This is a genomic window from Paenibacillus sp. FSL R7-0128, from assembly GCF_038002245.1.
In the GTDB taxonomy this organism is placed as follows: domain Bacteria; phylum Bacillota; class Bacilli; order Paenibacillales; family Paenibacillaceae; genus Paenibacillus_AQ; species Paenibacillus_AQ silagei.
Map to the genome: position 1 here is coordinate 3235928 of NZ_JBBOCD010000001.1, position 25603 is coordinate 3261530.

General features: G+C 54.6%; 25 protein-coding genes. 21 read left to right on the forward strand and 4 right to left on the reverse strand.

The window, feature by feature from the left end:
* The first annotated feature begins 38 nt into the window (after positions 1-38).
* The 15 genes from NST26_RS13190 to spoVM all read left to right on the forward strand — a co-directional run bounded on the left by NST26_RS13190 (position 39) and on the right by spoVM (position 15398).
* Positions 39-929 carry a YicC/YloC family endoribonuclease gene (locus NST26_RS13190; RefSeq protein WP_339256034.1) on the forward strand — a complete coding sequence of 297 codons (891 nt, stop codon included), beginning with the start codon at positions 39-41 and terminating at the stop codon, positions 927-929.
* Positions 930-981: 52 nt separating this feature from the next.
* A complete protein-coding gene (remA, locus tag NST26_RS13195; RefSeq protein ID WP_006209218.1) occupies positions 982-1242 on the forward strand; it encodes an extracellular matrix/biofilm regulator RemA in 261 nt (86 codons plus the stop codon).
* 18 nt (positions 1243-1260) lie between these two features.
* Positions 1261-1830, forward strand: a complete 570-nt coding sequence (gene gmk, locus NST26_RS13200) for a guanylate kinase (RefSeq protein ID WP_036694520.1) — start codon at positions 1261-1263, stop codon at positions 1828-1830.
* A gap of 55 nt (positions 1831-1885) precedes the next feature.
* Positions 1886-2086, forward strand: a complete 201-nt coding sequence (gene rpoZ, locus NST26_RS13205) for a DNA-directed RNA polymerase subunit omega (RefSeq protein ID WP_036694519.1) — start codon at positions 1886-1888, stop codon at positions 2084-2086.
* Positions 2087-2357: 271 nt separating this feature from the next.
* Positions 2358-3590 (forward strand): bifunctional phosphopantothenoylcysteine decarboxylase/phosphopantothenate--cysteine ligase CoaBC, encoded by a 1233-nt coding sequence (coaBC, locus tag NST26_RS13210; protein WP_339256037.1) that lies wholly within the window; start codon positions 2358-2360, stop codon positions 3588-3590.
* Entirely contained in the window at positions 3590-6121 is a 2532-nt protein-coding gene (gene priA, locus NST26_RS13215) for a primosomal protein N' (protein ID WP_340979249.1), read from the forward strand. Before coaBC ends, priA begins: the two co-directional genes overlap by 1 nt.
* Before the next feature lie 122 nt (positions 6122-6243).
* Positions 6244-6729: a peptide deformylase gene (gene def / locus NST26_RS13220; protein ID WP_036694508.1), complete on the forward strand. Its 486-nt coding sequence runs from the start codon at positions 6244-6246 to the stop codon at positions 6727-6729.
* Between the two features lie 5 nt (positions 6730-6734).
* Entirely contained in the window at positions 6735-7676 is a 942-nt protein-coding gene (gene fmt / locus NST26_RS13225) for a methionyl-tRNA formyltransferase (RefSeq protein WP_339256041.1), read from the forward strand.
* On the forward strand, positions 7673-9160 hold the full coding sequence (gene rsmB, locus NST26_RS13230; protein ID WP_339256043.1) for a 16S rRNA (cytosine(967)-C(5))-methyltransferase RsmB: 1488 nt from the start codon (positions 7673-7675) through the stop codon (positions 9158-9160). The genes fmt and rsmB overlap by 4 nt, the downstream gene beginning before the upstream one ends.
* Before the next feature lie 152 nt (positions 9161-9312).
* Positions 9313-10353: a 23S rRNA (adenine(2503)-C(2))-methyltransferase RlmN gene (gene rlmN, locus NST26_RS13235; RefSeq protein WP_036729399.1), complete on the forward strand. Its 1041-nt coding sequence runs from the start codon at positions 9313-9315 to the stop codon at positions 10351-10353.
* A 6-nt stretch (positions 10354-10359) separates the two neighbouring features.
* Entirely contained in the window at positions 10360-11136 is a 777-nt protein-coding gene (locus tag NST26_RS13240) for a Stp1/IreP family PP2C-type Ser/Thr phosphatase (protein WP_340979250.1), read from the forward strand.
* Complete coding sequence (pknB, locus tag NST26_RS13245) at positions 11133-13397, forward strand: Stk1 family PASTA domain-containing Ser/Thr kinase (RefSeq protein ID WP_340979251.1); 2265 nt, start codon at positions 11133-11135, stop codon at positions 13395-13397. The genes NST26_RS13240 and pknB overlap by 4 nt, the downstream gene beginning before the upstream one ends.
* Before the next feature lie 125 nt (positions 13398-13522).
* Positions 13523-14428 (forward strand): ribosome small subunit-dependent GTPase A, encoded by a 906-nt coding sequence (gene rsgA, locus NST26_RS13250; RefSeq protein WP_036729391.1) that lies wholly within the window; start codon positions 13523-13525, stop codon positions 14426-14428.
* Between the two features lie 4 nt (positions 14429-14432).
* Complete coding sequence (gene rpe / locus NST26_RS13255; RefSeq protein WP_036729389.1) at positions 14433-15104, forward strand: ribulose-phosphate 3-epimerase; 672 nt, start codon at positions 14433-14435, stop codon at positions 15102-15104.
* Positions 15105-15317: 213 nt separating this feature from the next.
* Complete coding sequence (spoVM, locus tag NST26_RS13260; RefSeq protein WP_020431362.1) at positions 15318-15398, forward strand: stage V sporulation protein SpoVM; 81 nt, start codon at positions 15318-15320, stop codon at positions 15396-15398.
* 173 nt (positions 15399-15571) lie between these two features.
* Here spoVM and rpmB read toward each other — a convergent pair whose 3' ends face one another.
* Positions 15572-15760, reverse strand: coding sequence for a 50S ribosomal protein L28 (rpmB, locus tag NST26_RS13265; protein ID WP_076074411.1), 189 nt, complete (start codon positions 15758-15760; stop codon positions 15572-15574).
* Between the two features lie 191 nt (positions 15761-15951).
* Between rpmB and NST26_RS13270 the strand changes: the two genes are divergently transcribed.
* The 4 genes from NST26_RS13270 to NST26_RS13285 all read left to right on the forward strand — a co-directional run bounded on the left by NST26_RS13270 (position 15952) and on the right by NST26_RS13285 (position 21068).
* Positions 15952-17736, forward strand: coding sequence for a DAK2 domain-containing protein (locus NST26_RS13270; RefSeq protein ID WP_340953462.1), 1785 nt, complete (start codon positions 15952-15954; stop codon positions 17734-17736).
* A gap of 50 nt (positions 17737-17786) precedes the next feature.
* The gene (locus NST26_RS13275; RefSeq protein WP_340979253.1) at positions 17787-18647 is read left to right on the forward strand and encodes a DegV family protein; all 861 of its coding nucleotides are present in this window, start codon (positions 17787-17789) and stop codon (positions 18645-18647) included.
* 15 nt (positions 18648-18662) lie between these two features.
* Complete coding sequence (gene recG / locus NST26_RS13280; protein ID WP_340953456.1) at positions 18663-20714, forward strand: ATP-dependent DNA helicase RecG; 2052 nt, start codon at positions 18663-18665, stop codon at positions 20712-20714.
* Between the two features lie 66 nt (positions 20715-20780).
* The gene (locus tag NST26_RS13285; RefSeq protein WP_036729378.1) at positions 20781-21068 is read left to right on the forward strand and encodes a stage VI sporulation protein F; all 288 of its coding nucleotides are present in this window, start codon (positions 20781-20783) and stop codon (positions 21066-21068) included.
* A gap of 114 nt (positions 21069-21182) precedes the next feature.
* Here the strand turns inward: NST26_RS13285 and NST26_RS13290 are convergent, their stop codons facing one another.
* Together NST26_RS13290 and NST26_RS13295 are read right to left on the reverse strand one after the other, a co-directional pair.
* Positions 21183-22055: a YitT family protein gene (locus NST26_RS13290; protein WP_340953454.1), complete on the reverse strand. Its 873-nt coding sequence runs from the start codon at positions 22053-22055 to the stop codon at positions 21183-21185.
* 61 nt (positions 22056-22116) lie between these two features.
* The gene (locus NST26_RS13295; RefSeq protein ID WP_340953453.1) at positions 22117-22491 is read right to left on the reverse strand and encodes a hypothetical protein; all 375 of its coding nucleotides are present in this window, start codon (positions 22489-22491) and stop codon (positions 22117-22119) included.
* Positions 22492-22674: 183 nt separating this feature from the next.
* Here NST26_RS13295 and NST26_RS13300 point away from each other — a divergent pair, with 183 nt between their 5' ends.
* Positions 22675-23091 (forward strand): DUF2500 domain-containing protein, encoded by a 417-nt coding sequence (locus NST26_RS13300; RefSeq protein WP_340953451.1) that lies wholly within the window; start codon positions 22675-22677, stop codon positions 23089-23091.
* A gap of 147 nt (positions 23092-23238) precedes the next feature.
* Here the strand turns inward: NST26_RS13300 and NST26_RS13305 are convergent, their stop codons facing one another.
* Positions 23239-24174, reverse strand: coding sequence for a C40 family peptidase (locus NST26_RS13305; RefSeq protein WP_340953449.1), 936 nt, complete (start codon positions 24172-24174; stop codon positions 23239-23241).
* 326 nt (positions 24175-24500) lie between these two features.
* Between NST26_RS13305 and NST26_RS13310 the strand changes: the two genes are divergently transcribed.
* Positions 24501-25577, forward strand: coding sequence for an ABC transporter substrate-binding protein (locus tag NST26_RS13310; RefSeq protein WP_036729373.1), 1077 nt, complete (start codon positions 24501-24503; stop codon positions 25575-25577).
* Positions 25578-25603: the final 26 nt, after the last annotated feature.

Below are 25603 nucleotides of genomic sequence, written 5' to 3' on the forward strand. Positions count from 1 at the left end.
TAATAATCAATTACAATAGTGTAATGGATGTGATTCCGTTGTCATATAGTATGACCGGATACGGTCAGTCAGCCCTGGAATACGGCGGACACAAGATAACGTTCGAGGTCAAATCGGTGAATAACCGGTACTGCGAAGTTGTGCTGCGGTTGCCCAGGGAATGGACGGGGTATGAGGATAGGCTGCGCAGAATGGTTCAGGCTCATATCAGACGGGGACGGGTAGATGTTATTATTAATAGAGAACTCACCGACGGGGCGGCTGACACGCATGTGCTGGACCGCCGCAGGGTGAGCTCCTATCTTGATGCAGCGGAGGTACTGGTCCGGGAGTATGGCTTCAAGGGAGAGTTGTCCCTGCGGGATATCCTTGCTATGCCCGGTGTAATGGAACCGAAGGAAGAGACGGCTGTTGCTGACTCCTCCGGAGAACTTGCAGATCTTCTGGAGCAGGGTCTCCAGCTTGGTCTGGAGGCCCTGCTGGAGATGCGCGGACGGGAAGGCTCCTATTTGGCGGCCGATCTGACGCGCAGACTTGACCGTCTGGAAGAGCTGCATGCCGGAATCAGCAGATATGCGCCTCTGGTTGTGGAGGAGCAGCGCGAGAAGCTGCGGCAACGGCTTAACCTGCTGAATGACGGGAGCTTCCCCTGGGATGAGCATAAATTCGGCATGGAGATGGCTATTTTCGCCGACCGCTGCAATATAGATGAGGAGCTGACCCGGCTTCACAGCCATTTCGGCCAGTGCCGGGCCTTGCTGCTGGGCAGCGAGCCTGCCGGACGCAAGCTTGATTTTCTCATCCAGGAGATGAACAGGGAGACCAACACAATAGGGTCGAAATGCAGTCATCTGGCGGTTGTGAATCTGACGCTTGATATGAAGGCGGAGCTCGAGAAGATTCGGGAGCAGGCGGCGAACCTGGAATGACAGGAACCAGGGAGCAAGCTATGATGTTACTTATGGGGGGAACAACCGGAACATGGCAATCAAATTAATCAACATCGGCTTTGGGAATATCGTGTCAGCGAACCGCATTATTTCCATTGTCAGCCCGGAATCGGCACCGATTAAGAGAATTATCCAGGAGGCCAGAGACAGGCATATGCTGATCGATGCCACCTACGGGAGGCGGACGCGGGCTGTCATTATTACCGACAGCGACCATGTGATTCTCTCGGCTGTACAGCCTGAGACGGTAGCTCACCGCCTATCCAGCAAAGACGACGATAACGACGAATAACAACAATTGGAGTGTACTATGTCAAAAGGATTGCTGATTATACTATCCGGCCCTTCCGGTGTCGGCAAAGGTACGGTATGCACAGCGCTGCGGCCGAAGATGCCTGAACTCGTCTATTCCGTTTCTGCCACCACACGCTCTCCGCGTGCAGGTGAAGAGAACGGAGTCAATTATTTTTTCAAATCCAGAGAGCAGTTCGCCGATATGATTGAAGGCGACAAGCTGCTGGAATATGCGGAGTACGTAGGCAATTATTACGGTACTCCGCGTGACTTTGTAGAGAGAACACTTGAGAGCGGAAGAGATATTATTCTGGAGATCGAGGTTCAGGGAGCTCTCAAGGTCAAAGAGAAATTTCCCGAAGGGATCTTTGTATTCCTTCTTCCCCCGTCCATGGACGAGTTGAAGGACCGTATTCGCGGACGCGGAACAGAGCATCCTGATGTAATCAGTCACCGCATGTCTGTGGCAGAAGACGAGATCGGTTTGATCCGGCATTATGATTATGCCGTGGTGAATGATGAGATTGATCTGGCCTGCAAGCGAATAGAAAGCATTATTATCGCCGAACATTGTAAGGTGCGATGAACAAGTTCTACAGGATTGGTCCATATTTACAGTAAAAGATGAAGAGGTGCCTTACATGCTATATCCATCCATTGACGAATTGGTGACTAAGGTCGACAGCAAGTATTCCCTGGTAGTCGCTTCAGCCCGCCGGGCCAGAGCACTCCGTGAAGGCGGCAAGACCGATATCGTTGCGCCTAAATCGCATAAGTATGTCGGTGTTGCACTTGAAGAAATCTATGAAGACCGTATTATAGTAACGCGCGGCGAGGAATAGTCCCCTGAAATGGTGCCGTCCCTTGAATAAGGGCGGCGCAGCCGTTTCTGCCCGCTTAAGCTGCACAATGAAGTGATAATGGCCCGTACCGGGCTGTTCCTGACAACCGGAAGGTTGTTATTTTTTTCTCTATATATAAAGAAAATTTGAAGCGCAGGCTTCTTTTAGCGTAAATATGACATAACGAAGCCGTAAATATGAAGATTTTCATTTCTTCTTTTCATAGCTGGATATAGAATGGGTGCAGATTGAGGAACGGAGGGAGATCAGATTGAAGAGCTTACAAGGGAAGTCGATTATACTCGGAATTACCGGCGGGATTGCTGCGTATAAGGCCGCGGCGCTGACCAGCAAGCTTACCCAGAAGGGCGCCGAGGTGCATGTCATTATGACGTCATCGGCCAAGCAGTTCATTACGGAGCTGACGCTCCAGTCATTGTCGAAGCAGCGGGTGTACAGTGATACGTTCCAGGAGCGGGACCCGTCTTCGATTTCACATATTGATCTGGCTGATGCTGCCGACCTGGTCCTGATTGCGCCGGCTACGGCCAACATTATCGCCAAAATGGCCCACGGGCTGGCAGACGACATGCTGTCCACCACGCTGCTTGCTACAACAGCGCCTATTATGGTAGCTCCGGCGATGAATGTCCATATGTATCAGCATCCGGCGGTCCTCAGCAATATGGATACCCTCTATAACCGAGGTGTTCAGTTTATTGAGCCCGGTGAAGGGCTGCTGGCCTGCGGGTATGTGGGCAAGGGACGGCTGGAGGAGCCGGAAGAGATCGTGAAGGTGGTTGAGAACTTTTTTGTATTGCAGAAGGAGAAGACCTCCGGACCGCTTGCCGGTAAAAAAGTGGTGATTACCGCAGGAGGCACGGTAGAACGTATTGATCCTGTCCGTTATATCTCCAATGATTCCTCGGGTAAAATGGGCTTCGCCCTCGCGCGCGCCGCGCGCGCCATGGGTGCTGCGGTGACGCTAATTGCCGCACGTACCGATGAGGCGCCGCCCCGTGATGCCGGTATCGATCTGGTCCGCGTCCAGTCAGCACAGGAGATGCACGATGCAGTCATGGCCCGCTGGAGTCATTGCGATATTCTTGTGAAAGCAGCGGCGGTTGCGGATTACCGTCCACGCGAGAGCAGTGACTCGAAGATTAAGAAGAGCGGCAGCACCATGACGCTTGAGCTGGTGAAGACGACTGATATTCTGGAGAGCCTGGGCAGAATCAAGGACAAGCAGTTCCTGATCGGCTTTGCTGCCGAGACCGGAAATGCTGAGGTCTATGCCAAGGACAAGCTGGTCCGCAAGAACCTCGATCTGATTGTAGCCAATGATGTGGCCATGGAGGGTGCGGGATTCGGCACGGATACCAACATCGTCAAAGTGTATGATGCCGAAGGCCTGGTGCTTGATCTTCCGCTGGCTTCCAAGGATGAGGTGGCGCGCCGGATTCTGCGGCTGGCGGCTGAGCGTGTTGCCGGAGCCTTATTATAATGGATATTGCCAAGGTCATTGTCGATGTTCCTGTACGCAGCACCGACCGGCCGTTTGACTATATTATCCCGGATGCTCTGAAGCTGTGGATTGAAGTGGGCAGCAGAGTCGCTGTTCCGTTCGGCCCCCGTACGGTCCAGGGGTTCGTAGTGTCCCTGGAATCAGGGGAGACCGGCAGTGTCTCCCGGATGAAGCCGATTGTAGAAGTACTGGATCTGCTTCCTCCCCTATCGCCGGAGCTGGTTGAGCTGGCCGACTGGATGAGCCAAAGATACGCCTGCAGACGGATCTCCGCACTGCAGGCGATGCTTCCGACTGCCCTGAAGGGCAAAGCGGAGCGTTTGATCTCGCTTGGAGATACAGAGGAAGCGTCCAGCGCCCCCGCAGATGAGCTGTTTCCGCTCTTTCTTGAGGCGGACAACGAAGAACAGCAGATCATTGACTTCGTTAGGCGTCACAGCGAAGTATCCATGAAGCTGCTGACCCGTACCTTCCCCGAGGCTGCGGAGACGATCAAGTTCATGGTGCGGCGCGGAGTCCTGGCAGAGAGCCAGTCGATCAAGGATAAGATGGGCAAAAAGAAGCTCAAGGCCGTTGACCTGGCTATTGGCTTGTCAGCAGCCCGGGAGTCGCTCTCCAGCTTCCCCGCGCGTTCAGTGCGCCAGAAGGAAGTGCTTTCCTACCTGATTGATATGGAAGCCATGCTGCCGATGCCGCTCAAGGATATTCTGGCGATCCTTCAGGTCACTGCGGGCACGCTCAAGACGCTTGCGGACAAAGGGTATATAGAGATCAGCGAAATCGAAGTCTACCGTGACCCCTACCGGGGACGGGACTTCAAGCCAAGCACACCGCTTCCGCTGACAGCTGAGCAGGAGAGGGTCTATGAGCGGATTGTGGGTACTGTCGAGCAGCAGACGCATGAAGTCTTCCTGCTGCACGGGGTGACCGGCAGCGGGAAGACGGAAATCTATCTCCAGACGATCCAGCGCTGTATCGAGCAGGGTCGGCAGGCAGTGGTGCTGGTGCCTGAGATTGCGCTGACACCGCAGATGGTGGAACGGTTCAAGGGCCGGTTCGGCAGCGGGGTGGCGGTGATGCACAGCCGCCTGTCTGTCGGCGAACGTTATGACGAGTGGCGCAAGATCCGCGAAGGTAAGGCGATGGTTGCGGTCGGAGCACGCTCAGCCGTATTCGCCCCGTTCGCCAATCTGGGCCTGATTATCATGGATGAAGAGCATGAAGGCTCTTATAAGCAGGAGGAGAACCCGAAATATCATGCCCGTGATGTGGCTGTCCGCAGGGCAGAGCAGGGCGGGGCCGTGGTAATTCTGGGTTCTGCAACACCTTCACTGGAGAGCTATCATGCCGCCAGATCGCAGAGTGACATCCACTTCTCGCCGATTCTGCTGGAGATGCCGAGCCGTGCACTGGGCAACGAGCTGCCGAAGGTGGCTGTCGTTGACATGCGTGAGGAGCTGAAGGAAGGTAACCGCTCCATGTTCAGCCGCAGTCTGCATGCCGCTCTGGTGAGCAGGCTGGAGCGCGGCGAACAGACAGTGCTGCTGCTCAACCGCAGAGGCTTCTCGACCTTCGTCATGTGCCGGAGCTGCGGCTACGTTGCCGGCTGCCCGGAATGCGATATCTCGCTGACCTATCACAGCCGAAGCGACAATCTGCGCTGCCATTACTGCGGGCATGCAGAACCTGCACCCAAGGTATGCCCGGAATGCGGCAGTGAGCATATCCGCTTCTTCGGGACAGGGACGCAACGGGTAGAAGAAGAGCTGGGCAAGCTGTTCCCCGGTATCCGGGTTATACGTATGGATGTGGACACGACCACGGAGAAAGGCTCGCATGAGAAGCTCCTGAACCAGTTCAGGGACAAGAAGGCCGATGTGCTGCTGGGCACACAGATGGTCGCCAAAGGACTTGACTTCCCCGATGTAACGCTGGTTGGGGTCATTACTGCGGATTCTGCACTCAATCTGCCTGATTTCCGGGCGGCGGAGAAGACCTTTCAGCTCTTGACGCAGGTTGCCGGCCGCGCGGGCCGGCATCAGCTCCCCGGCGAGGTGGTGGTCCAGTCGTATACACCGGAGCATTATTCGATTATCCATGCCAGCGGGCATGATTACCGTTCATTCGTCCGGGATGAGCTGAAGCACCGCAAAGAGCTGCATTACCCGCCCTATTGCCGTCTGATTCTGGTCACCCTGTCGCATGAGCAGCTTCCGCTGCTGCTGAAGCTTGCGGAGAATTATGCGCTCAGCATTCAGGGCAAAGCCAGACAGCTGCGCTGGTACGGCAGTCTGGACAAGCTCTCCTCGGATGCGCTGGATCTGCTGGGACCGGTGGCCTCGCCGCTGCCCCGGCTGAAGGGGCGTTACCGGTTCCAGTGTATTATCAAATGGCGCGGTGCGATTGACGCCATTGCGCTGGCCCGCCAGGTGGCGGAGGAGCTGGAGGATTCTGTCCGCGATAAGGGGCTGCAGATCAGCATCGATGTCGATCCGCAGATGTTGATGTAATTCTCGGGCATGTTACAATGGTAAGGCGGTTTTGCCCTGCCGTTTCGGCGAGAAATAGAAGGATAATGTATAGCGTGAAACCTATACATTCTTATATTTGAACAAGGATGGTGTTAGTGTAAATGGCAATCAGGCTGATTGTGAAAGAACCGGATGAAGTATTGCACAAAAAAGCGAAGACGGTAACCACCGTTACCCCCAATGTACAAAAACTGCTCGATGATATGGCAGATACGATGTATGACGCGGAAGGCGTAGGTCTCGCAGCCCCGCAGGTAGGAATTCTGAAACGGCTGATTGTAATCGATGCCGATGAGGAGCATGGATTGATCAAGCTGATCAATCCCGAGATTCTCAGTATGGACGGGGAGCAGTTCGGACCCGAAGGCTGCCTGAGTATTCCCGGCCTGAACGGGGATGTCCGCCGTGCGGAGACAGTAACTGTACGCGGCCTGAACCGCGAGGGCGAGGAAGTGACCATTACCGGAAGCGGCCTGCTGGCCCGGGCTTTTCAGCATGAGATCGACCACCTGAATGGCGTGCTGTTCACAGACATTGCTGAGAAGGTCTATGAATACACAGCAGAACGCAGTGAAACTGAGGAGTGAATGAAATGAGAATAGTGTTCATGGGAACACCGGCCTTTGCAGTCCCCTCCCTGCGGATGCTGCTGGAAGAGGGCTATGAGGTAGTGGCTGTGGTGACTCAGCCGGACCGGCCGCAAGGCCGCAAGAAGACGCTGGTCCCATCCCCGGTGAAGGCGGCTGCACTGGAGCTGGGCCTGCCTGTCCTTCAGCCCGAACGGCTGCGCCGCCCTGAATCGGTGGCTGAGCTGGCTGCCTATGAGCCGGATCTGATTGTTACCGCCGCTTATGGACAGATTCTTCCGAAGAGTGTTCTGGAGCTGCCGGCGAACGGTTGTGTGAATGTTCATGGCTCCCTGCTGCCCAAGTACCGGGGCGGTGCTCCGATACAGCGCTGTATCATGAACGGCGAGAAGGTGACCGGTGTGACGCTGATGTATATGGCGGAAGGATTGGACACCGGAGATATGATCTCGCGGGTGGAGGTAGCGATAGAGGATGACGACACTTCAGGAACGCTGTTCGAGAAGCTAAGCGTGGCCGGACGGGAGCTCCTCAAGGCAGAGATGCCGCGACTGGCTGCCGGCCGTGTAGAAGCTGCCGTGCAGGATGACAGTGAAGCAACCTATGCGCCGAATCTAAACCGGGAAGATGAACGGATCGACTGGAGCCGGGGCTCGCTGGAGCTATACAACCAGATTCGCGGCCTGGTGCCGTTCTCGGGTGCGTTCACCCTGTGGAACGGCGAGACCTTCAAGGCATGGGCAGCGGTGAAGCCGCAGGCGGAGGAACAGCCGGGCGGTAGCGCGGCTCCGGGCACCGTGCTGTCCGTGAGCGAACGCGGCGTTGAGGTGAAGACCGGTGACGGGACGCTTCGGCTTACAAGCGTCCAGCCTGCCGGCAAAAAAGCCATGAGTGCAGCCGACTTCAGCCGTGGTGCAACCCTCGCACCCGGCACGGTGCTCGGTTGAGCGCGGGCGGTAAGGGAGGCGGCGGACCGCGTCCGCGTACTTCCGGCAATCAGCCTGCGGCTTCCGGCACAAAGCCTGCCTCCGACAGAACCGGCGGAGCGGGCCGGAATCGGCCGGGCGGCAAGCCTGCTGCGCCAGCTTCTGCGCGTGAGGTTGCTCTTGATATTCTGGTGCGCGTAGAGCAACAGGGTGCTTACAGCAACCTGCTGCTGGGAAGCAGCCTCCAGAAAGCGGACCTCAGCCGGGAGGATACGGGACTTGCTACAGAGCTGGTGTACGGAACCCTCTCACGGATGATTACCCTCGATTATGTCCTCAGCAGCTTCGTCAGCAAAGGGATGGCCAAGCTGGAGCCCTGGGTACGGAGTCTGCTGCGGTTAAGCCTGTACCAGATCATGTATTTGGACCGGGTTCCTTCGCATGCAGCCGTTAACGAGGCTGTGAATATCTCCAAGCGACGCGGCCATCAGGGCATCTCGGGTATGGTCAATGGCGTGCTGCGCAGTGTGCTGCGGGCGGGAGAGCTGCCGGTCTTGCCTGAGGGGCTGAGCCGGGAAGAGCGGATCTCCATCCTGCACTCCCATCCCCTGTGGATGGTGCAGCGCTGGTCGGCGGAATACGGCCCGGATACGGCAGAAGCCATGTGTGCGGCGAATAATGAGCCGCCCGCAGTCAGTGTCCGTGTCAATACAACGATGATTAGCCGGGAGGCCATGCTGGCAGAACTGCTTGAAGCCGGTCTGGATGCCGCAGAATCGAAGGTGAGTCCTGCCGGGCTGGTCATCAGAGGCGGCGGCAATCTGGCGCTGACCTCCTGGTACCGGGACGGCTATCTGTCCGTTCAGGATGAGAGCTCTATGCTGGTAGCCGAGGTTGTCGCTCCCGAAGCCGGAATGAAGGTGCTGGACTGCTGCGCTGCCCCCGGCGGCAAAAGCGCCCATATGGGCGAGCTGATGAAGGACGAAGGCTCCATATTGGCCAATGACCTGCATGAGCATAAAGCGGGGCTGATTGCCGAGCAGGCAGCACGCCTCGGCCTGGAATGCATTACCACCGCAAGCGGGGATGCCCTGGAACTGGGTGCAGCCCTCCAGCCGGAATCCTATGACCGGATTCTGCTGGACGCTCCTTGCTCGGGGCTTGGGGTCATCCGCCGCAAGCCTGACTTGAAATGGCGCAAGCAGCCGGAAGATATTGCAAGCGTAGCTGCATTGCAGCTTGAGCTGCTGCAATCGGTCTCCGGGCTGCTGAAGCCGGGAGGCGTGCTGGTCTACAGCACTTGTACTACTGAGCAGGCGGAGAACAGCCGGGTTGTCGCTGCTTTCCTGGAGCGCAATCCCGGCTTCGCGCAGGTCAGCTTCAAGTCAGCCGTCTGGGAGCGGCTGGAGGGAACCGCGCTTGCTGCCGGTGACGGCATGCAGCTGCTCCCGCATCATTATGGCAGCGACGGCTTCTATATTGCCCGGCTGGAGCGACTCTTGTAATATAGTGATTGTGCTTCAGGACTACAGCTTCCCGCCCGCAGATTCCTCCGCGCGGCGGGCTTTTCTTTTACCGGTTCTGAGTTTTGTGTTAAAATAGGAAGAATGAGAAACAATACGCATATAATTTATGAAAGCACAGGTGCAAAAATACAATGAAACCTTTAATATATGATTTTTCTTTAGAAGAGTTGCAGCAATGGGCCAAGGACAATGGAGAGCCGGCTTTTCGCGGCGGGCAGATCTTTGACTGGCTGTATGTGAAGCGGGTCAATGATTTCGAATCCATGAGCAACCTCTCCAAGGCACTCAGAGCCAAGCTGGTAGATCAGTTCAGTATTTCGGCACTCACCGAGATTACGAAGCTGGAGTCCAAGGACGGCACCGTGAAATTCCTGTTCGGTCTGCATGATGATCATGCGATTGAGACAGTCATTATGAAGCATAATTACGGCAACAGCGTGTGTGTGACCACCCAGGTAGGCTGCCGGATCGGCTGTACCTTCTGTGCCTCTACCCTTGGCGGTCTCAAGCGGGACCTGACTGCAGGGGAGATCGTTGCCCAGGTTGTCCGTTCCCAGCAGATCCTTGATGCTCGCGGCGAACGTGTAAGCAGCATTGTCATTATGGGTACAGGCGAACCCTTCGAGAACTATGATGCAACCATGAGATTCCTGCGTCTGATGATCCATGAGAAGGGCCTGAATATTGGCCAGCGCCATATCACCGTATCCACCAGCGGAATTGTGCCGAACATCTACAAATTCGCGGATGAAGATACACAGATTAATCTGGCGATCTCGATTCACGCTCCTAACGATACGCTCCGTTCCAAGCTGATGCCGGTGAACCGCCGTTATCCGTTCGACGATGTAATCGAGTCCCTGCGCTACTATCAGGCTAAGACAGGCCGCCGGATCAGCTTCGAGTATGCCTTGATCGGCGGCGTGAATGATCAGAAGGAGCATGCAGAGGAGCTGGCGGGTGTGCTCAAGACCATGCTCTGCCATGTGAATCTGATTCCGGTCAATCATGTGCCTGAGCGCAAGTATGTCCGGACTTCCCGCAATGATATCTTTGAATTTCAGCGTATACTGGCCGATCATGGCGTGAATGTTACCATCCGCCGTGAGCAGGGCCATGATATTGCGGCCGCATGCGGACAGCTGCGCGCCAAACATATGGAGTTGGGGTGAGGATATTTGATCAGAACAGTTCAAGCCAGCGACATTGGCCGGGTACGTACCGTCAATGAGGATTCAGTCTGGATCGGCGCTACGCGCCACGGTTATACCCTCGGCATTATTGCCGACGGGATGGGGGGGCATCTGGCTGGCGATACCGCGAGCAGGCTTGCACTTGAGACGGTCAGGGGTATTCTGGATCAGCTGGAGCCTGATCTCCCGGAGGCAGAGCTGAAGGAAGCGCTGACTACCGCCATCATGGAAGCCAATAACACAGTTCACAGAGAAGCTCAGAGCGATGAGAAGCTCCATAATATGGGGACCACCATCGTTGCTGCACTGCTGAAAGGGTCGGCAGGCTATATCGGCCATATCGGAGACAGCAGGGCTTATCTGATCCGGGACGGTGAAGCCAGGCAGCTAACCGAGGACCATACGCTGGTGAATGAGCTGTTCAGGAACGGCCAGATCAGTCTGGAGGAGCTGGATAATCATCCGCGCCGCAATGTGCTTACCAGGGCGCTGGGGACGGATACAGTGGTATCCGCGGATCTGGCATATGTTACGCTTGCAATTGGTGAGCTCCTGCTGCTGTGCAGTGATGGACTCAGCAATTATGTCAGTCTGGAGCATCTGGGCAAGGTAGCCGGAATCAATGAAATATCTCTGGAAGAAAGAGCAGAGCGATTACTTCAACTGGCATTGCTTGCGGGCGGCAGCGATAATATAAGCGTTGCTATGCTGGAACACCAAGGAGAGGCCGCAGTGCCCGAGACAAAGGAGTGGGGAAGATGATCGGTCACGAATTGGGCGGCCGTTACCAAGTCATCGAACGGATCGGCGGAGGAGGCATGGCGCTTGTCTATAGAGCCCATGATATTCTGCTTAACCGGAATGTTGCTATCAAAGTACTGCGCAATCAATTTGTGCATGATGAGGAATTCATCCGCCGGTTCCGGCGGGAGGCGCAATCAGCTGCATCATTATCTCATCCCAACGTAGTCAGCATATACGATGTCGGCCAGGAAGATGAAGTCCATTATATCGTTATGGAATATATTGAAGGCAAGAACCTGAATGAGATTATCAAAGAGCGGGCACCGATGCAGGTGGATGAATCCGTGCGGATTGCCTCGCAGATTTGTGATGCGCTGGATCATGCGCATATGAACCAGATTATTCACCGCGATATTAAGCCTCATAATATTCTGATTGGACGTAACGGGCGGGTTAAGGTTACCGACTTCGGGATCGCCCGGGCGGTTACGTCCACTACGATTACCCAGACGGGGTCTGTGGTCGGTTCCGTGCATTATTTCTCGCCGGAGCATGCCAAGGGCGTAACTACAGGCGAGAAGTCGGACCTCTACTCCCTGGGCATCGTACTGTATCAGATGCTTACGGGTGTATTGCCTTTCTTAGGGGAGAGTCCGATCAGCGTGGCGCTGAAGCATCTGCAGGAGGAATTCGAGGAGCCGCGACTGCTGAATCCGCTGATTCCGCAAAGCGTGGAGAATGTAATCCTGAAGTCGATGCGCAAGAACCCGGAGGAGCGCTACCAGTCGGCCAAGCAAATGCTGCAGGATCTGGAGACCTGTCTGCTGCCTGAACGGCGCAGCGAAGCCAAGATGCTGTTCCAGGACGATGATGATGAGGACAGAACACGCATCATTCCGGCGATCAAGCCGCTGCAGCGCGGGCTAAGCAGCCGTGGCGGCGGAGAGGAGCGAATCCGCAGTATGGAGGAAGCTCCGCCGCCTGCTGCTGTGAAGCGCAAGGGCCGTGCAGCGCTGTGGATCAGCCTTACGCTGGTCGTGTTAATCGCCATGTCCGGAATTGTCTGGTATGTCAATTCCAAGCTGTCGGTTGATGAAGTTTCGGTGCCTGCGGTGACGGGGAAGACCTTCCAGGAGGCCAAGGCTGAGCTTGAGGCTGTGGGGCTGTTTGCCGAGGAGCCCGCGCTGGTTGAGTATAATCCTAATTTCGAAGAGAATATTGTCTGGAAGCAGAACAAGACCAATACGATGGTCAAAGAAGGAACTCATATTATTCTGACGGTAAGTGCCGCCAAGGTGCTTCCGAAGCTTAAGGATGTCTCTAACCTGAGTTATGACGATGCCGTCAAGGAGTTAATCGCGCTTGGCATAGCCCAGAGCAGAATCACTCCTGATGAACGCTTCAGTGAGGAATTTGCCAAGGGGAAGGTCATTAGCTCTGAGCCTGCCGCAGACACTGAATATGATCCTGATACGGTAACTATCAAGCTAATCGTGAGCAAAGGTAAAGAAAGCACCCAAATGCCGGATCTCATCGGGAAGACGGAGAAGGAAGCCAAGGCTGCGCTGGAGAGTGTAGGTCTAGTGCTGGATGCGGTCAAGGAAGAGCCAAGCTTCACTTACAAGAAGGGTGAGGTTACGAAGCAGTGGGCCTATGAGGCAGGGGATCTGGTCCCTCCAGGTGAGAAGATCACGATCTATATCAGCACAGGATATCCTCCGGAAGCTCTGGAATTTACGTTCAATGTGCCGGTAGCACCGGCTGCGGAAGGCAAGAAGAGCAAGATCCGTATTGTGTTTGCCGATGCGCGCAACGGAGGCGAGAACCAGGAGTGGGGCACGCGCACGATTGGCAAAAGCCAGACCCTATCCGTGAACATGCTGCTTGCCCCTAATAAAGACGGCATGGTATCTGTATACCGGGACGGAGAGTTCCTGGAGACTTATCCGATCACTTATGTCGATGTCAAGAATAACACGGTGCAGCAGCCTGAACCGCCTCCGGTGGAGACACAGACGCCTGCACCGACAGTTGCTCCTACCGAGCCTGTTCAGCCTACTGAGACTCCGGCTCCCGAGCCGACAGCAGAGCCGGCGATTATTCCACCGGACACAGGAGAAGGAGAGGTGACGGGCGAGACGGACCAGACGGGTTATGTTCCGGGTAACGGACAGAATAACAATGAGCTGGCTTCCGCCCTCAGCAAGGGCAACAGTAAGGGAAAAGCTAACGGTAAGGGCTCTGACACCAAGCCAGGCAAAGATAAAGGCAATAAATAATAGAACAGAGATAAGCTTCAGCCGGGCTGCCGGGAATACGGGCAGGGCTGAAGCAGCGAAATGACCCGGGGTTCTACACACTTGGGTCATTTGCGTAAATATCAGGAGAGGAAGGCTCAGCATGTATGCCTGAAGGAATCATAATCAAAGCGTTAAGCGGATATTACTATGTTAAGCCGCTCAAGGATGAACAGATTGTAACTGAGGAAGAGGCGGTACAGTGCCGGGGGCGCGGCATTCTGAAGAAGAAAGGAATTGCGCCGCTGGTCGGTGACCGGGTAATCTATGTGCTGACCGAGAACGGGGAGGGCATGGTAGATGAGCTGCTTCCCCGTGAATCGGAGCTGATCCGCCCGCAGGTGGCTAACGTGAAGCTCGCGGTGCTGCTGTTCTCCGTGCGGGAGCCGGATATGAATCTTAATCTGCTGGACAAGTTCCTGGTTCATATCGAGCATTCCGGCCTGGAGACGCTGATTGTGCTCACGAAGCAGGATCTGGCCGATGATGAAGGGCAGGCTACGGAAGCTGTCAAAGCTCTATATGAGCAGATTGGTTACGAGGTCATGGTCACAAGCTCGCTGAACGGATCAGGTGCGGATGAGCTGCGTCAGCGTCTGGCCGGTATCATCAGCGTCTTCTCGGGACAGTCGGGCGTAGGGAAGTCCACACTGCTCAACCGCCTTGTACCGGGCCTGGCGCTGGAGACAGGAGAGATCAGCCTCCGTCTCGGGCGCGGACGGCACACCACACGCCATGTAGAGCTGATGGATATAGGTAATGGAGGATTTGTGGCCGACACTCCGGGCTTCAGCCAGCTGGACTTCCTGGAGCTGGGAGTGGATGAGCTGTCCGTGTGCTTCCGGGAGTTCGCCTCTTATGCGGAGAACTGCAAATTCCGCGGCTGCAGCCATCTGCACGAACCGGGCTGCAAGGTGATAGAAGCCTGGAAGTCCGGGGATATTGCAGATAGCCGTTACGAGCATTACAAGCTGTTCTTTAATGAAATGAAAGATAAAAAGCGGAGGTACTAAACTTATGGTAAAAATTGCTCCTTCCATATTGTCAGCAGATTTCGCAGCGCTGGGCGCAGAGGTGGCCGAAGCGGAAGCCAGCGGTGCGGACTGGATTCATGTAGATGTGATGGACGGACATTTTGTGCCGAATATTACGCTGGGTCCCGCGATTGTGTCCGCGGTGAGATCCCATACTTCTTTACCTCTGGATGTACATTTAATGATTGAGAACCCGGAACGCTATATCGCTGATTTTGCGGCAGCGGGCGCTTCTGTGATTACGGTACACGCCGAAGCCTGCGTGCATCTGCATCGTGTAATCCATCAGATCAAGGAGCTCGGCCTGATGGCAGGGGTGGCCATTAATCCGGCTACGCCGGCTGCTGCGGTGCGTGAGGTCCTGGAGGATGTGGATATGGTGCTTGTGATGACCGTCAATCCGGGCTTCGGCGGGCAGGCCTTCATTCCGCGCACACTGCATAAGATTACGCAGCTCCGGGAGTGGGCTGAAGAGATCCATCACAAGGGTCTGCTTATCGAGGTAGACGGCGGAGTAGCCGAAGCTACGGCACCGCTTGTTGCTGAAGCGGGGGCGGATGTGCTTGTGGCAGGTAATGCAGTGTTCGGCCGCAGCGACCGCGCAGGAGCGATCAAGGCCATTCGAGAGGCGGCGGACAGCGCTGTCCGGCAATAGGTGATGACGCCCATTTACTATTGAACGAATTGACCCTCAATCTGCTGCATTCGCATACGGAAGGTATAGGCCAAGTTGTGGTCGCATAAATATGGTTACATGAGCAGAAATCTCATGTAGCCTTTTTTGCGGAGGTCTGCAATCGATGGTATATTTTTCATCTAGACAGGATAGTCTCCTACTGCACGGCATGAATTGATGGGAGGGTTAATTATGAAATTTTATACGTTCAAGCTGCCAAGATTTTTGGGAGGTTTTGTTAAAGCGATTTTGAACACGTTTCAGAAGAGTTAGGTTAAAAAAGACAAGTAAATATGAAAAAAAGCACCTTACGAATGTAAAGGGTGCTTTTTGCTACAAATATAATATCTCTTCTATTCTCGCTGAAACGGATACCGTCTGTGTAAGAACGGCATGTCCGTTTCTACTTGGTATGAGATATCGCCAGGCCCGGTAATGATCGGAAACTAGACGCGTTCAACTTTACCGGATTTCAAAGCACGGGTGCTGACGTAGACGCGTTTCGGTTTGCCGTTCACCAAGATACGAACCTTCTGAACGTTAACTCCCCAAGAGCGACGGTTGCGGTTGTTAGCGTGAGACACGTGGTTACCGCTGCCCGGTTTCTTGCCTGTTACTGTACATGTGCGGGACATAGATTACACCTCCTTGTTACTTACACCTGCGTAAAACAATACTTGAATATCATATCACAGCAAAAATTGCTTCGTCAACCGATTCAAAAACATTTATTTCTGCAGACTCTTATAGTACAATATAAATTAGTGCATTATGTCCAGTTGATCATCGAATTGATTAGGCATGAAGTTAGGAAGGGGAATTCTCATTGAGTAAGCGTTCTATAAACGGGACAGATTTTACCGCAATGGTACTAGCCGGTGCGGAAATGCTGCAGCAGCATGCCGAGCATGTCAATTCATTGAATGTGTTTCCGGTGCCGGATGGCGATACGGGCACGAACATGAATCTGACTATGACCGCAGGCGCGAACGAATTGAAGAGAAACAACACAGCCTCTGTCGGTCAATGTGCGGGAGTGCTGTCGAAGGGACTATTGATGGGCGCGCGGGGGAACTCCGGCGTTATTTTGTCACAGCTGTTCAGAGGTCTTGGACGTTATGCGGCCCAATATGATGAGCTTAACACACAGCAGTTCGCTGCAGCACTGCAGACCGGGGTAGATACCGCCTATAAGGCAGTGGTGAAGCCGGTTGAAGGCACCATTCTTACGGTTGCCAAGGAAGCTGCAAGACATGCAGTGTATTATGCACGCCGCACAACGGATATTATCGAGCTGATGACCGAAGTTCTGGCCAAAGCCAAGGAAGCCTTGGCGCATACACCTGAGCTGCTGCCTGTGCTGAAGCAGGTGGGCGTGGTGGATTCGGGTGGCCAGGGTCTGGTCTACATCTATGAAGGCTTCCACCAGCATCTGACCAGCGGAGCAGTCTCAGCACCTGTACAGACTCCTGTGCAAGGACAAGCTGCGGCCCCTGTATCTGTGCCGGCGCCTGTGCTAACCAAACCTGAGCATGCGTTGTCCTCCGTACAATCTTCCGCGCAATCACAGCTCCATACGGAAGACATTGAATTTTTATATGATATGGAATTTTTCATTAACCGTCAGCTTGGCGCATCCGTGAAAGCGGATTTTGATGAGGAAGCTTTTCGGAAAGCGTTATCAGTTAACGGGGATTCAATCATCGTCATCTCGGATGATGAGACAATCAAGGTGCATGTGCATTCCAAGACTCCCGGAGAGGTGCTTAACCTGGCGCTCGTCCACGGGGAGATTACCCAGATTCACATCCTTAACATGCGTGAGCAGCACCGCGATCTGTTGACTGCCGGTATGGACATCGCACCGATGCCTGATGTCTTCGCAGATATCCCGGAAGAGAAGGCCAGCGTGCAGGCGCCGGCGGTTCCTCCTGCGGATGATCTGGCGCCGTACGGCTTCATTGCGGTCTCCTCGGGAGACGGAATCTCGGATATCTTCCGCAGTCTGGGTGTCGATGCGATCCTGGCCGGCGGCCAGACGATGAATCCCAGCACAGAGGATTTCGTGAATGCGATCTCTTCCATTTCGGCGAAGCATATCTACATTCTGCCGAATAACTCCAACATCGTCCTGGCTGCGCAGCAGGCCAAGGAGCTGCTGGAGGGCGAACGTGAGATTACAGTGATTCCAAGCAAGAGTATCCCCCAGGGGATCTCGGCTGCCTTTGCCTTCCAGGAAGAGGATGCGGTTGATACCAACACCAGCAATATGCTGGAGGCGATTGCCCAGGTCAAATCCGGACAGATTACCAATGCTGTACGGGATACCGTGATGGAGAATCTGGAGATCAAATCCGGTCAGTATATCGGCATCGAGAGCTCCAAGATTGTTGCAGCTGCCGATGATTTGCTTACGGTCAGCAAGCAGCTGCTGTCAAGCATGCTGGTGAATGGTGACGAGATCGTTACTGTGCTGACCGGTGCAGACACCGAGGCGGATATTACGGATGCCCTCGGCAGCTGGCTGGAAGAGACGTACCCGCAGGTTGAGGTAGAGATTCATGAAGGCGGCCAGCCGCTGTACTATTATCTTTTCTCAGTTGAGCCGTAGAATCTCTTAAGTGAGTGGCGCAGCCAAATCATAGCATGGGGAGGAACATTATGAATCGTACCGTAATCGTTACCGACAGCACCTCCGATATCCCGCCTGCTCTGGCGGAGCAGTACGGCATTGAAGTCGTTCCGCTGACGCTGATGTTCGGCGAAGAGGCATTCCGGGATAATGTGGATATGACTCCGGAACAGTTCTACGAGCGTCTTCCCCGCTCGCCGCAATTGCCGACCACTTCGCAGCCGTCTCCTGTAGAATATATGAATGTATACCGTAGTATACAGGAGAAGCATCCGGGCAGTTCAATCCTGTCCTTCCACATCTCCTCCGGCTTAAGCGGCACCTACCAGTCTGCTGTCATGGCCAAATCCATGCTGGAAGAGGAGGGCGAAGCTATCACCGTGGTAGATAGCCTCTCCGCCTCCTACGGCTTCGGGTTTATGGTCGTGGAAGCCGCCCGGCTGGCGGAGCAGGGGCATGCTCCTGCGGAGATTCTGGCGAAGGTGGAGAGTCTGCGCCAATCCCGCAAGCTGTATTTTCTCGTGGATACACTGGAATATCTGCAAAAGGGCGGCAGAATCGGCAAGGCATCGGCCATCCTGGGTACGCTGCTCAATATCAAGCCGATCCTGTCCATTGATGCGGAAGGCATTATCTATGCGGTAGAGAAGGTCAGGGGACGCAAGAAGGCAGTCGCCCGCATGATCGAGCTGTTCAAGGCAGATCTGCCGGGTGTGAATACAATACATGTGGCCGTGGGTCATACAGCTGAACCGGCTTCCGGCGAAGAATTCCTGCGGGAATTAGCCGGACATTTCACCTTGAAAGAGAAGGTTCTGACCAATGTCGGCCCTGTCGTGGGCAGCCATGTCGGGAACGGAATCTTAGCCGTATTCATCTGGCCCGCCTAAGTATAGGGGATGAACATGGTGCTTACTTTGGATTCAATTCAAGTGAAACAAATAACTGGCGTGAGCGCTCAAAAGCAAAGTGAGCTTCACGCCTTTGGCGTCTTTACAGTGAAGGACTTGCTGGAGTATTACCCTTTCCGGTATGAGGATTTCCGTCCGAAATCTCTCAGTGAGGTCAAGCACGGCGATAAGGCAACCGTGGTAGCCAAGGTCATCGGTATTCCGGTACTCCAGCGCTTCGGAGGCAAGTCCCGCATGAGCTGCAAGATGGTGGCAGAGCCGTGGATGTTCACTGCTACGTGGTTCAACCAGCATTATGCGCGTGAACAACTGACGGTCGGCCGTGAAGTGGTGCTGACGGGAAAGTGGGACCAGAAGCGGAATCAGATCACGGTGACTAACTATGAATTCCCGGACCGGGGCGAAGGCAAGACAGGGACGCTGCAACCGGTATACTCGATCGGGGGCAAAATTACGCAGTCGTGGATTCGCAGAATTATCGGCCAGGCTCTGCAGCAGTACGGGGACCTGATCCCGGAGATTCTGCCGCACAGCATTATGCGCAAATATGACTTCATGTCACGCAAGCGGGCCATTGCCACAATCCATCAGCCGGAGGATACGCGCGAGGGCCAGCAGGGAAGGCGCCGGATGGTGTATGAGGAGCTGTTTCTGTTCCAGCTCAAGGTACAAGCCTTCCGCGTGCTGAACCGTGGCCGGATGGATGGTGTAGTTCATACGGTGGACAATGCAACAGTAAGGCAATTCGTGCGCAGCCTGCCGTTTGAGCTGACCGATGCCCAGAAGCATGTAGAGCTGGAGATTCTGCAAGATATGCGTTCAGGGTATTGCATGAACCGGCTGCTTCAAGGCGATGTGGGCTCCGGCAAAACTGTACTCGCGGCCATAGCGCTCTACGCGACTGTAAGATCCGGATTTCAGGGTGCACTGATGGTCCCGACTGAAATCCTGGCAGAGCAGCATATGCGCTCGCTCACGAGAATTTTTGAACCGTTTGGCATCACCGTGGGCTTGCTGACCGGGAGCGTATCTGGCCGCAAACGGAAGGACCTGCTGGCCTCTCTACAGATGGGTATGCTGGATGTGGTTGTCGGAACCCATGCGCTGATTCAGGAGGATGTCTTCTTCCGCAGCCTGGGGCTTGTGGTTACGGATGAGCAGCACCGCTTCGGGGTGAACCAGCGCAGTGTTCTGCGGCGCAAGGGCTACAATCCGGATGTGCTGACGATGACCGCTACTCCGATTCCGCGTACGCTGGCGATCACCGTCTTTGGCGATATGGATGTGTCTACGCTGTCCGAACGGCCGAAGGGGCGTGTGCCGATCACCACCTACTGGGTGAAGCCGGATCTGATGGAGCGGGTGATGAACCTGATCAGCCGCGAGATCGGGCAGGGGCGGCAAGCTTACCTGATCTGTCCGCTGATTGAGGAGTCGGAGAAGCTGGATGTGCAGAATGCGATTGATCTGCATGTGCAGATGTCGCAGGCTTTTCCGGATTATAAGGTGGGCTTGCTTCACGGGAGAATGACGCCGTCCGAGAAGGACGAGGTAATGCGGAACTTTTACAGCAACGAATTGCAGCTTCTGGTGTCTACAACGGTCGTAGAGGTCGGTGTCGATGTCCCGAATGCCACGCTGATGATCATCATGGACGCTGACCGCTTCGGGCTGTCTCAGCTGCATCAGCTGCGCGGCCGGGTCGGCAGAGGGGAGCATGCTTCCTACTGTGTACTGATGGCTGATCCGAAGTCGGAGATCGGTCGTGAGCGGATGACTGCGATGACAGATACAGATGACGGATTCGAGGTATCACGGCGGGATCTGGAGCTGCGGGGACCGGGGGATTTCTTCGGGACGAAGCAGAGCGGCCTGCCGGAATTCCGGCTGGCGGATATGACCGCTGACTTCGAGACGCTGGAGCTGGCGCGCGATGATGCCGCTGAGCTGCTGCGGGAGGCTTCATTCTGGACCTCGGCGGATGTTGCGCCGCTGCGCGGGTATTTGCAGCAGGAACAAATTTTCCAGGGGGATTTAATTGACTGAACAGGCACATCCGGGCACCTGCCCTCATATACTGTGAATGATTGGATATGACAGGAGGTGCTGTACTTGGGTTATCAGCAATATGGAATCAGTCCGCAGCTGGTAGATCGCATCAAGCTGAAAATGAAGAATCCGGCGGTCAAGGAACGCGTCAAGAATATGATTACCGGCATCTCCAAACAGGAGCTGCAGGATACAGCAGTCGTGCGCAAGCTGGTGCGTAATGCCTCGTCGGTGATGCATGAGAAGCTGACGAACGCACAGGAAGAGCAAATTGTGAAATTCGTCATTGCCCAAAAGATTGATCCGAACAATACGTTTCACTTAATCCGCTTATGGGGGATGTTCCGCTGACAAATAGCGGGCTTCTGGAATCTCCGATAGGCTTGTAATCCAAAAAGCGTTCCCGTAAGTAACATACGGGAACGCTTTTTACTTGTTCTTCGCCACCCTTGAAGGCTATTCGGCTTAGCCCGGCGGCTTATTGCGGAAAAGCGCTGAGATGCGGTTGTTCCGCGCGGCATTGATCACAATCTTGCTGTCCTGATCACAGTCATGCACGATAGAGGCGAGCTGTTCTTCCTCCAGCCTGCTTGCCAGGCAGAAGACCGTACCAGGCTCGCCCTCCGGTCCTGTGGATCTTACGAGCTTCACCTCGCGGTCCAGTGTCTGCTGGAGCTTGCGGCGGATCTCCTCGCATTTGCTGCTGGTAATGAACACCGCCTGCGTGAGCGAGAGGTCCCTTAAGGAGAACCGCAGCGCTTCAAAGGCAAGCAGATACGCAATGATACTGTACATCGCCTGATCCCAGCCGAATAATGATCCGCCGTAGAGCAGGATGAGCATGTTGAACAGCATGATCGGCATCTCAGCCGATTTGGGCGGCCCTCCGTTCAGCAGCCGTACGCTCTGCTTCTCGCTTCCTGCGGTCAGCCCACCGAAGCGTACAGAGATGCCCAGGCCGAACCCGAGACATAGTCCCCCGGCAATAGCCGCGGGCAGCGGCTCACTGATTGCCGCCGGGAAATGGTGCAGTGCCAGAGACCCTGCCGTCAGACAGATCAGGCCGAGCATCGTATACAAGGTAAAGCGGAGATTAATCTGCCTGCGCGACATCAGAATAAACGGAAGGTTAAACAGGAAAAGGAATAATCCAAGCCGCATTTCTGTCACATGGGACAGCAGGGCGGATAATCCGGCAATGCCGCCCGGAAGCAGCTTATGCGGCATCAGGAATAGCTCCAGACCCACGGCTGCAAGTAATCCTCCGCCTACAGTGGACAGCAGACGCAAGGTCTTGGAATAACGTAAGGGTGCAGCGTTTCTATATCTGACTTTCATAAGATTTCCTCCTTTCAGCAGGAAACCGGAATTTGTGTTGCGGATAACGGCGCTTGCAGCTTCATTCAGCGTACAGCCGTACTCCTACGAAATGTGAATTATATTTCAGCGGAAACAGCAGTAGCCGCTTCAGCAGAATGTAAATGAAGGGGAGCAGAGATACACAGAGCAGCAGCCCGGGAGGTACGGACTCCAGCGTCAGCGGGTTCTCACGGGGAGCAAGCCGGACGGCCTGGGTGTCATAAATCTGCGTATGATGCACGCGCACTGGCTGGGCCAGCTTATGCTCATAGCGGTCCGGTCTTACAGAATGCATCTCAGGCTCTTGTTCATGCAGCATCTGGAGGGCCATGATCAGAAAAATCAGCAGCAGCACCGGAAGGAACACAGCCTTCAGCAGATCCAGCAGCGTCAGACGCGTCCAATCTCTCCTCATGAGAACACCCCCTTTTTTGTACATCGCAGTTAAAGCATATCATAGGATCTTAGCAGGACCAAATATAATACGCTATTATTTCAAGGCCTGCGACTGCGGAATAACGAAACCGGAGCTGCTACGCTGCGTATTCTCTAGTAAATTGAACTTTTTGTGAAAAAATGTTCGGAAGGAGCGGTTAATTTGCATAATGCAGGCGTATTTAACGGTTTGTATCCGGCAGCGGCCAGCAGCCAGAGCGGATTTTTCACGGAGGGGCCATTCTTGTTAAAGCTCATTCTGCTGCTGATCGCGGGCTTTGTTACTTACACGATTTGGAGAGGGCTCAAGACCTGGATGACGAACCAGACCAGCCCTCTGCAATCAAGGGTAGTTACGGCTGTTGCCAAACGGACAGAGGTTTGGGGCGGAAGAGGGCATATGGGGACGCATACGAGTTATTATGTGACCTTTGAATTCCATAATGGCAGCCGCAGAGAGCTTGAAGTGAAGCCGAGGGCATATTCCATGATTGTAGAGGGGGACCGGGGGGAGCTGTCATACCAGGGCAGCCGGTTCAAAGGGTTCGTGCGGGCAGGGATGCAGAGGGATAGCGGGTGATTGTTGAAGAACGGAGAATGCCTCCATGAAGAGCCGGGAGTAACCTTTGGAATAGCATTTATTTGCAGCAAAAAAAATGCAAGGAAGCGGGCCGGTCGCTAAGTGAGCGAGCCCGGGCAAGCTGCCTTGCATTTATTGTGTCCTGTTCTAGAGCACGCGCTGCATGTGCAGAATTACGTTGCTCCAGTATCCGCTGTCCAGCTCACTGATCTGCACGCCGGGGTCACCCCAGGTGTGAATGAAATTCCCGCCGCCGATGTAGATACCGACATGACCGGGAACCGCGTCGCTCTCGAAACGTCCGGGTACGGTGAAGAAGATCAGGTCGCCGGGCTCCAGCGAGCTGCGCGATACCCGTCTGCCGATATTGTCCTGATCTTTGGCCAGCCGGGGCAGATCCACCCCGAATTTCTGAAAGACATGGCGTGTAAAGGACGAGCAGTCGAAGCGCTTGGTCTCTTCATACGGTCCGGCACCGAAATCATAAGGCACACCGAGAAATTTTTTGGCATAAGAGACCAGCTCGCCCGTGTCCACATTCGATACACTCTGAATCCGCAGCGGCTTCGCAGCCTCCACCTTGGCGGAGTCCTCTGTATTCTCCCTATCAGAAGGAGTCGCGATATTGATCTCGCCAGTAACGGGATTCCAGCCGACCTCAGTCTGCAGCAGCTTGGACAAGGCGGTGGGGGTGATATAGATTTGACCTTCGCGGCGGACGGGGACATCGGGAAGGGTGATTTTCTGGCCCAATGAGAACACCTGGCTGGAATCCGGCCGCAGCATATACATGACATCACTATAGCCGAGCTTGGTGTATCCGCCGCTTGCCGTGTCATCCTTCATCCGGAAGCCGATAGAGGCGACAGCCGGTTTGAGCGGAATCCAATACTTTCCTTCTTTGTCGGTAAAAGAATTCTTCTCATAATAGCTGCCTGCGAACGTTCCGGTTGGCGTCAGCGAGTTAACCTTGGGAGTGCTGTCCTTGCTGGTGTAGCTGCAGGCGGTTGTTCCGGCAATGGCAGTAACTAGGATGGCGGAGGATAATAAAATTTTGCTGGTACGCAGATTGATTATTGGCATGGGGCACGCTCCATCTTCAAACTTTAAGGTAAGTTTGTGCAGGACCGCTTATTTTATGTGCTGCAGGCCTTAGCAAACAATGTCAAGAGAAACCGCAGATTGTTGAAGCGAGGAGACACTCATTGTGCGTATTTTGTAAAATATGGACCTCACTTAAATGATTGACGGGAAATCAACCTACATATAATATATGTTTAATAGATTCGGGGAGCGGATGGGGACAGGCTGCGGGCCTTCGCTTTAATGCTTTTAAAGATGAAAGCGATAATGCTGGACCGCTAGCCCAGGTTCTCGCGCTGAACCCGTACAAGAAGAGGGGTAATCTGATGAAGACTAAGAAGATTTGGATGGGGCTAAGTATGGCCTTGATGCTCGTAGCTGCCGGTTGCGGGAACAATAATGCAGCAGTGAAGAATGACCCGGGTACCGGGAATGCCCCGGCCGCAGCGACGGAAGCTCCTGCCTCGGGTGCAGGCTCCGGCGATGCCAAGTCCTACAAGATTGCCATCTCGCAATATGTGGAGCATCCGTCACTGGACGCTACCCGTGAGGGATTCCTGGCTGCGCTGAAGGATGGCGGGATTGTCGAAGGGGAGAACCTGAAGGTAGATCTTCAGAACGCCCAGGCGGATCAGGCCAACAACCTGTCCATTGCCCAGAAGATTGCCGGCGACAAGAACGATCTGGTGCTGGGGATTGCTACACCTTCGGCTCAGGCTGTCGTACAGAATGTGAAGGACACTCCGATTCTGTTCGCTGCGGTAACCGACCCTCTCGATGCCAAGATTGTAAGTGATCTTGAGCATCCCGGAGGCAATGTGTCCGGCGTATCGGATACCAATCCGGAGTCGATTACCCGCCTGATGAACTTCATTGCGACGCAGTTCCCCAAGGTGAAGAAGCTTGGTCTGGTTATTAATGAAGGGGAGCCCAATGCTGTAGTTATGGCTGATATCGCAAAGGGTGAGCTGGACAAGCACGGGATCGAGCTGGTGAAGGCGGCGATTACCAACACTTCGGAAGTGAAGCAGGCTGCGGAATCGCTTGTAGGGCGCGTGGATGCGCTGTACATTACACTCGATAACTCCGTGGTCAGCGGCGTAGACGCCATTATCCAGACGGCCAACGACAACAAGCTTCCGTTCTTCTCGGCAGACCGTGATACGGTGGAGAAGGGTGCTTTTGCTACAGTAGGCTTCAAGTACTATGATCATGGCTATCAGGTCGGCCAAATGGCGGTAGAAGTGCTTAAGAACGGAAAAAGTCCCGGTGATATGAAGGTGACGATGCAGGAGAAGCTGGACTTGGTCCTTAATCTCAAGGCGGCGGCAGCACAGGGAATTGAAGTAACGGATGCTATGAAGGCTGAAGTGGCTGATCCGGGCAATAATATTATTCAATAACCTACAGAGTTCATAAACAAGGTGCG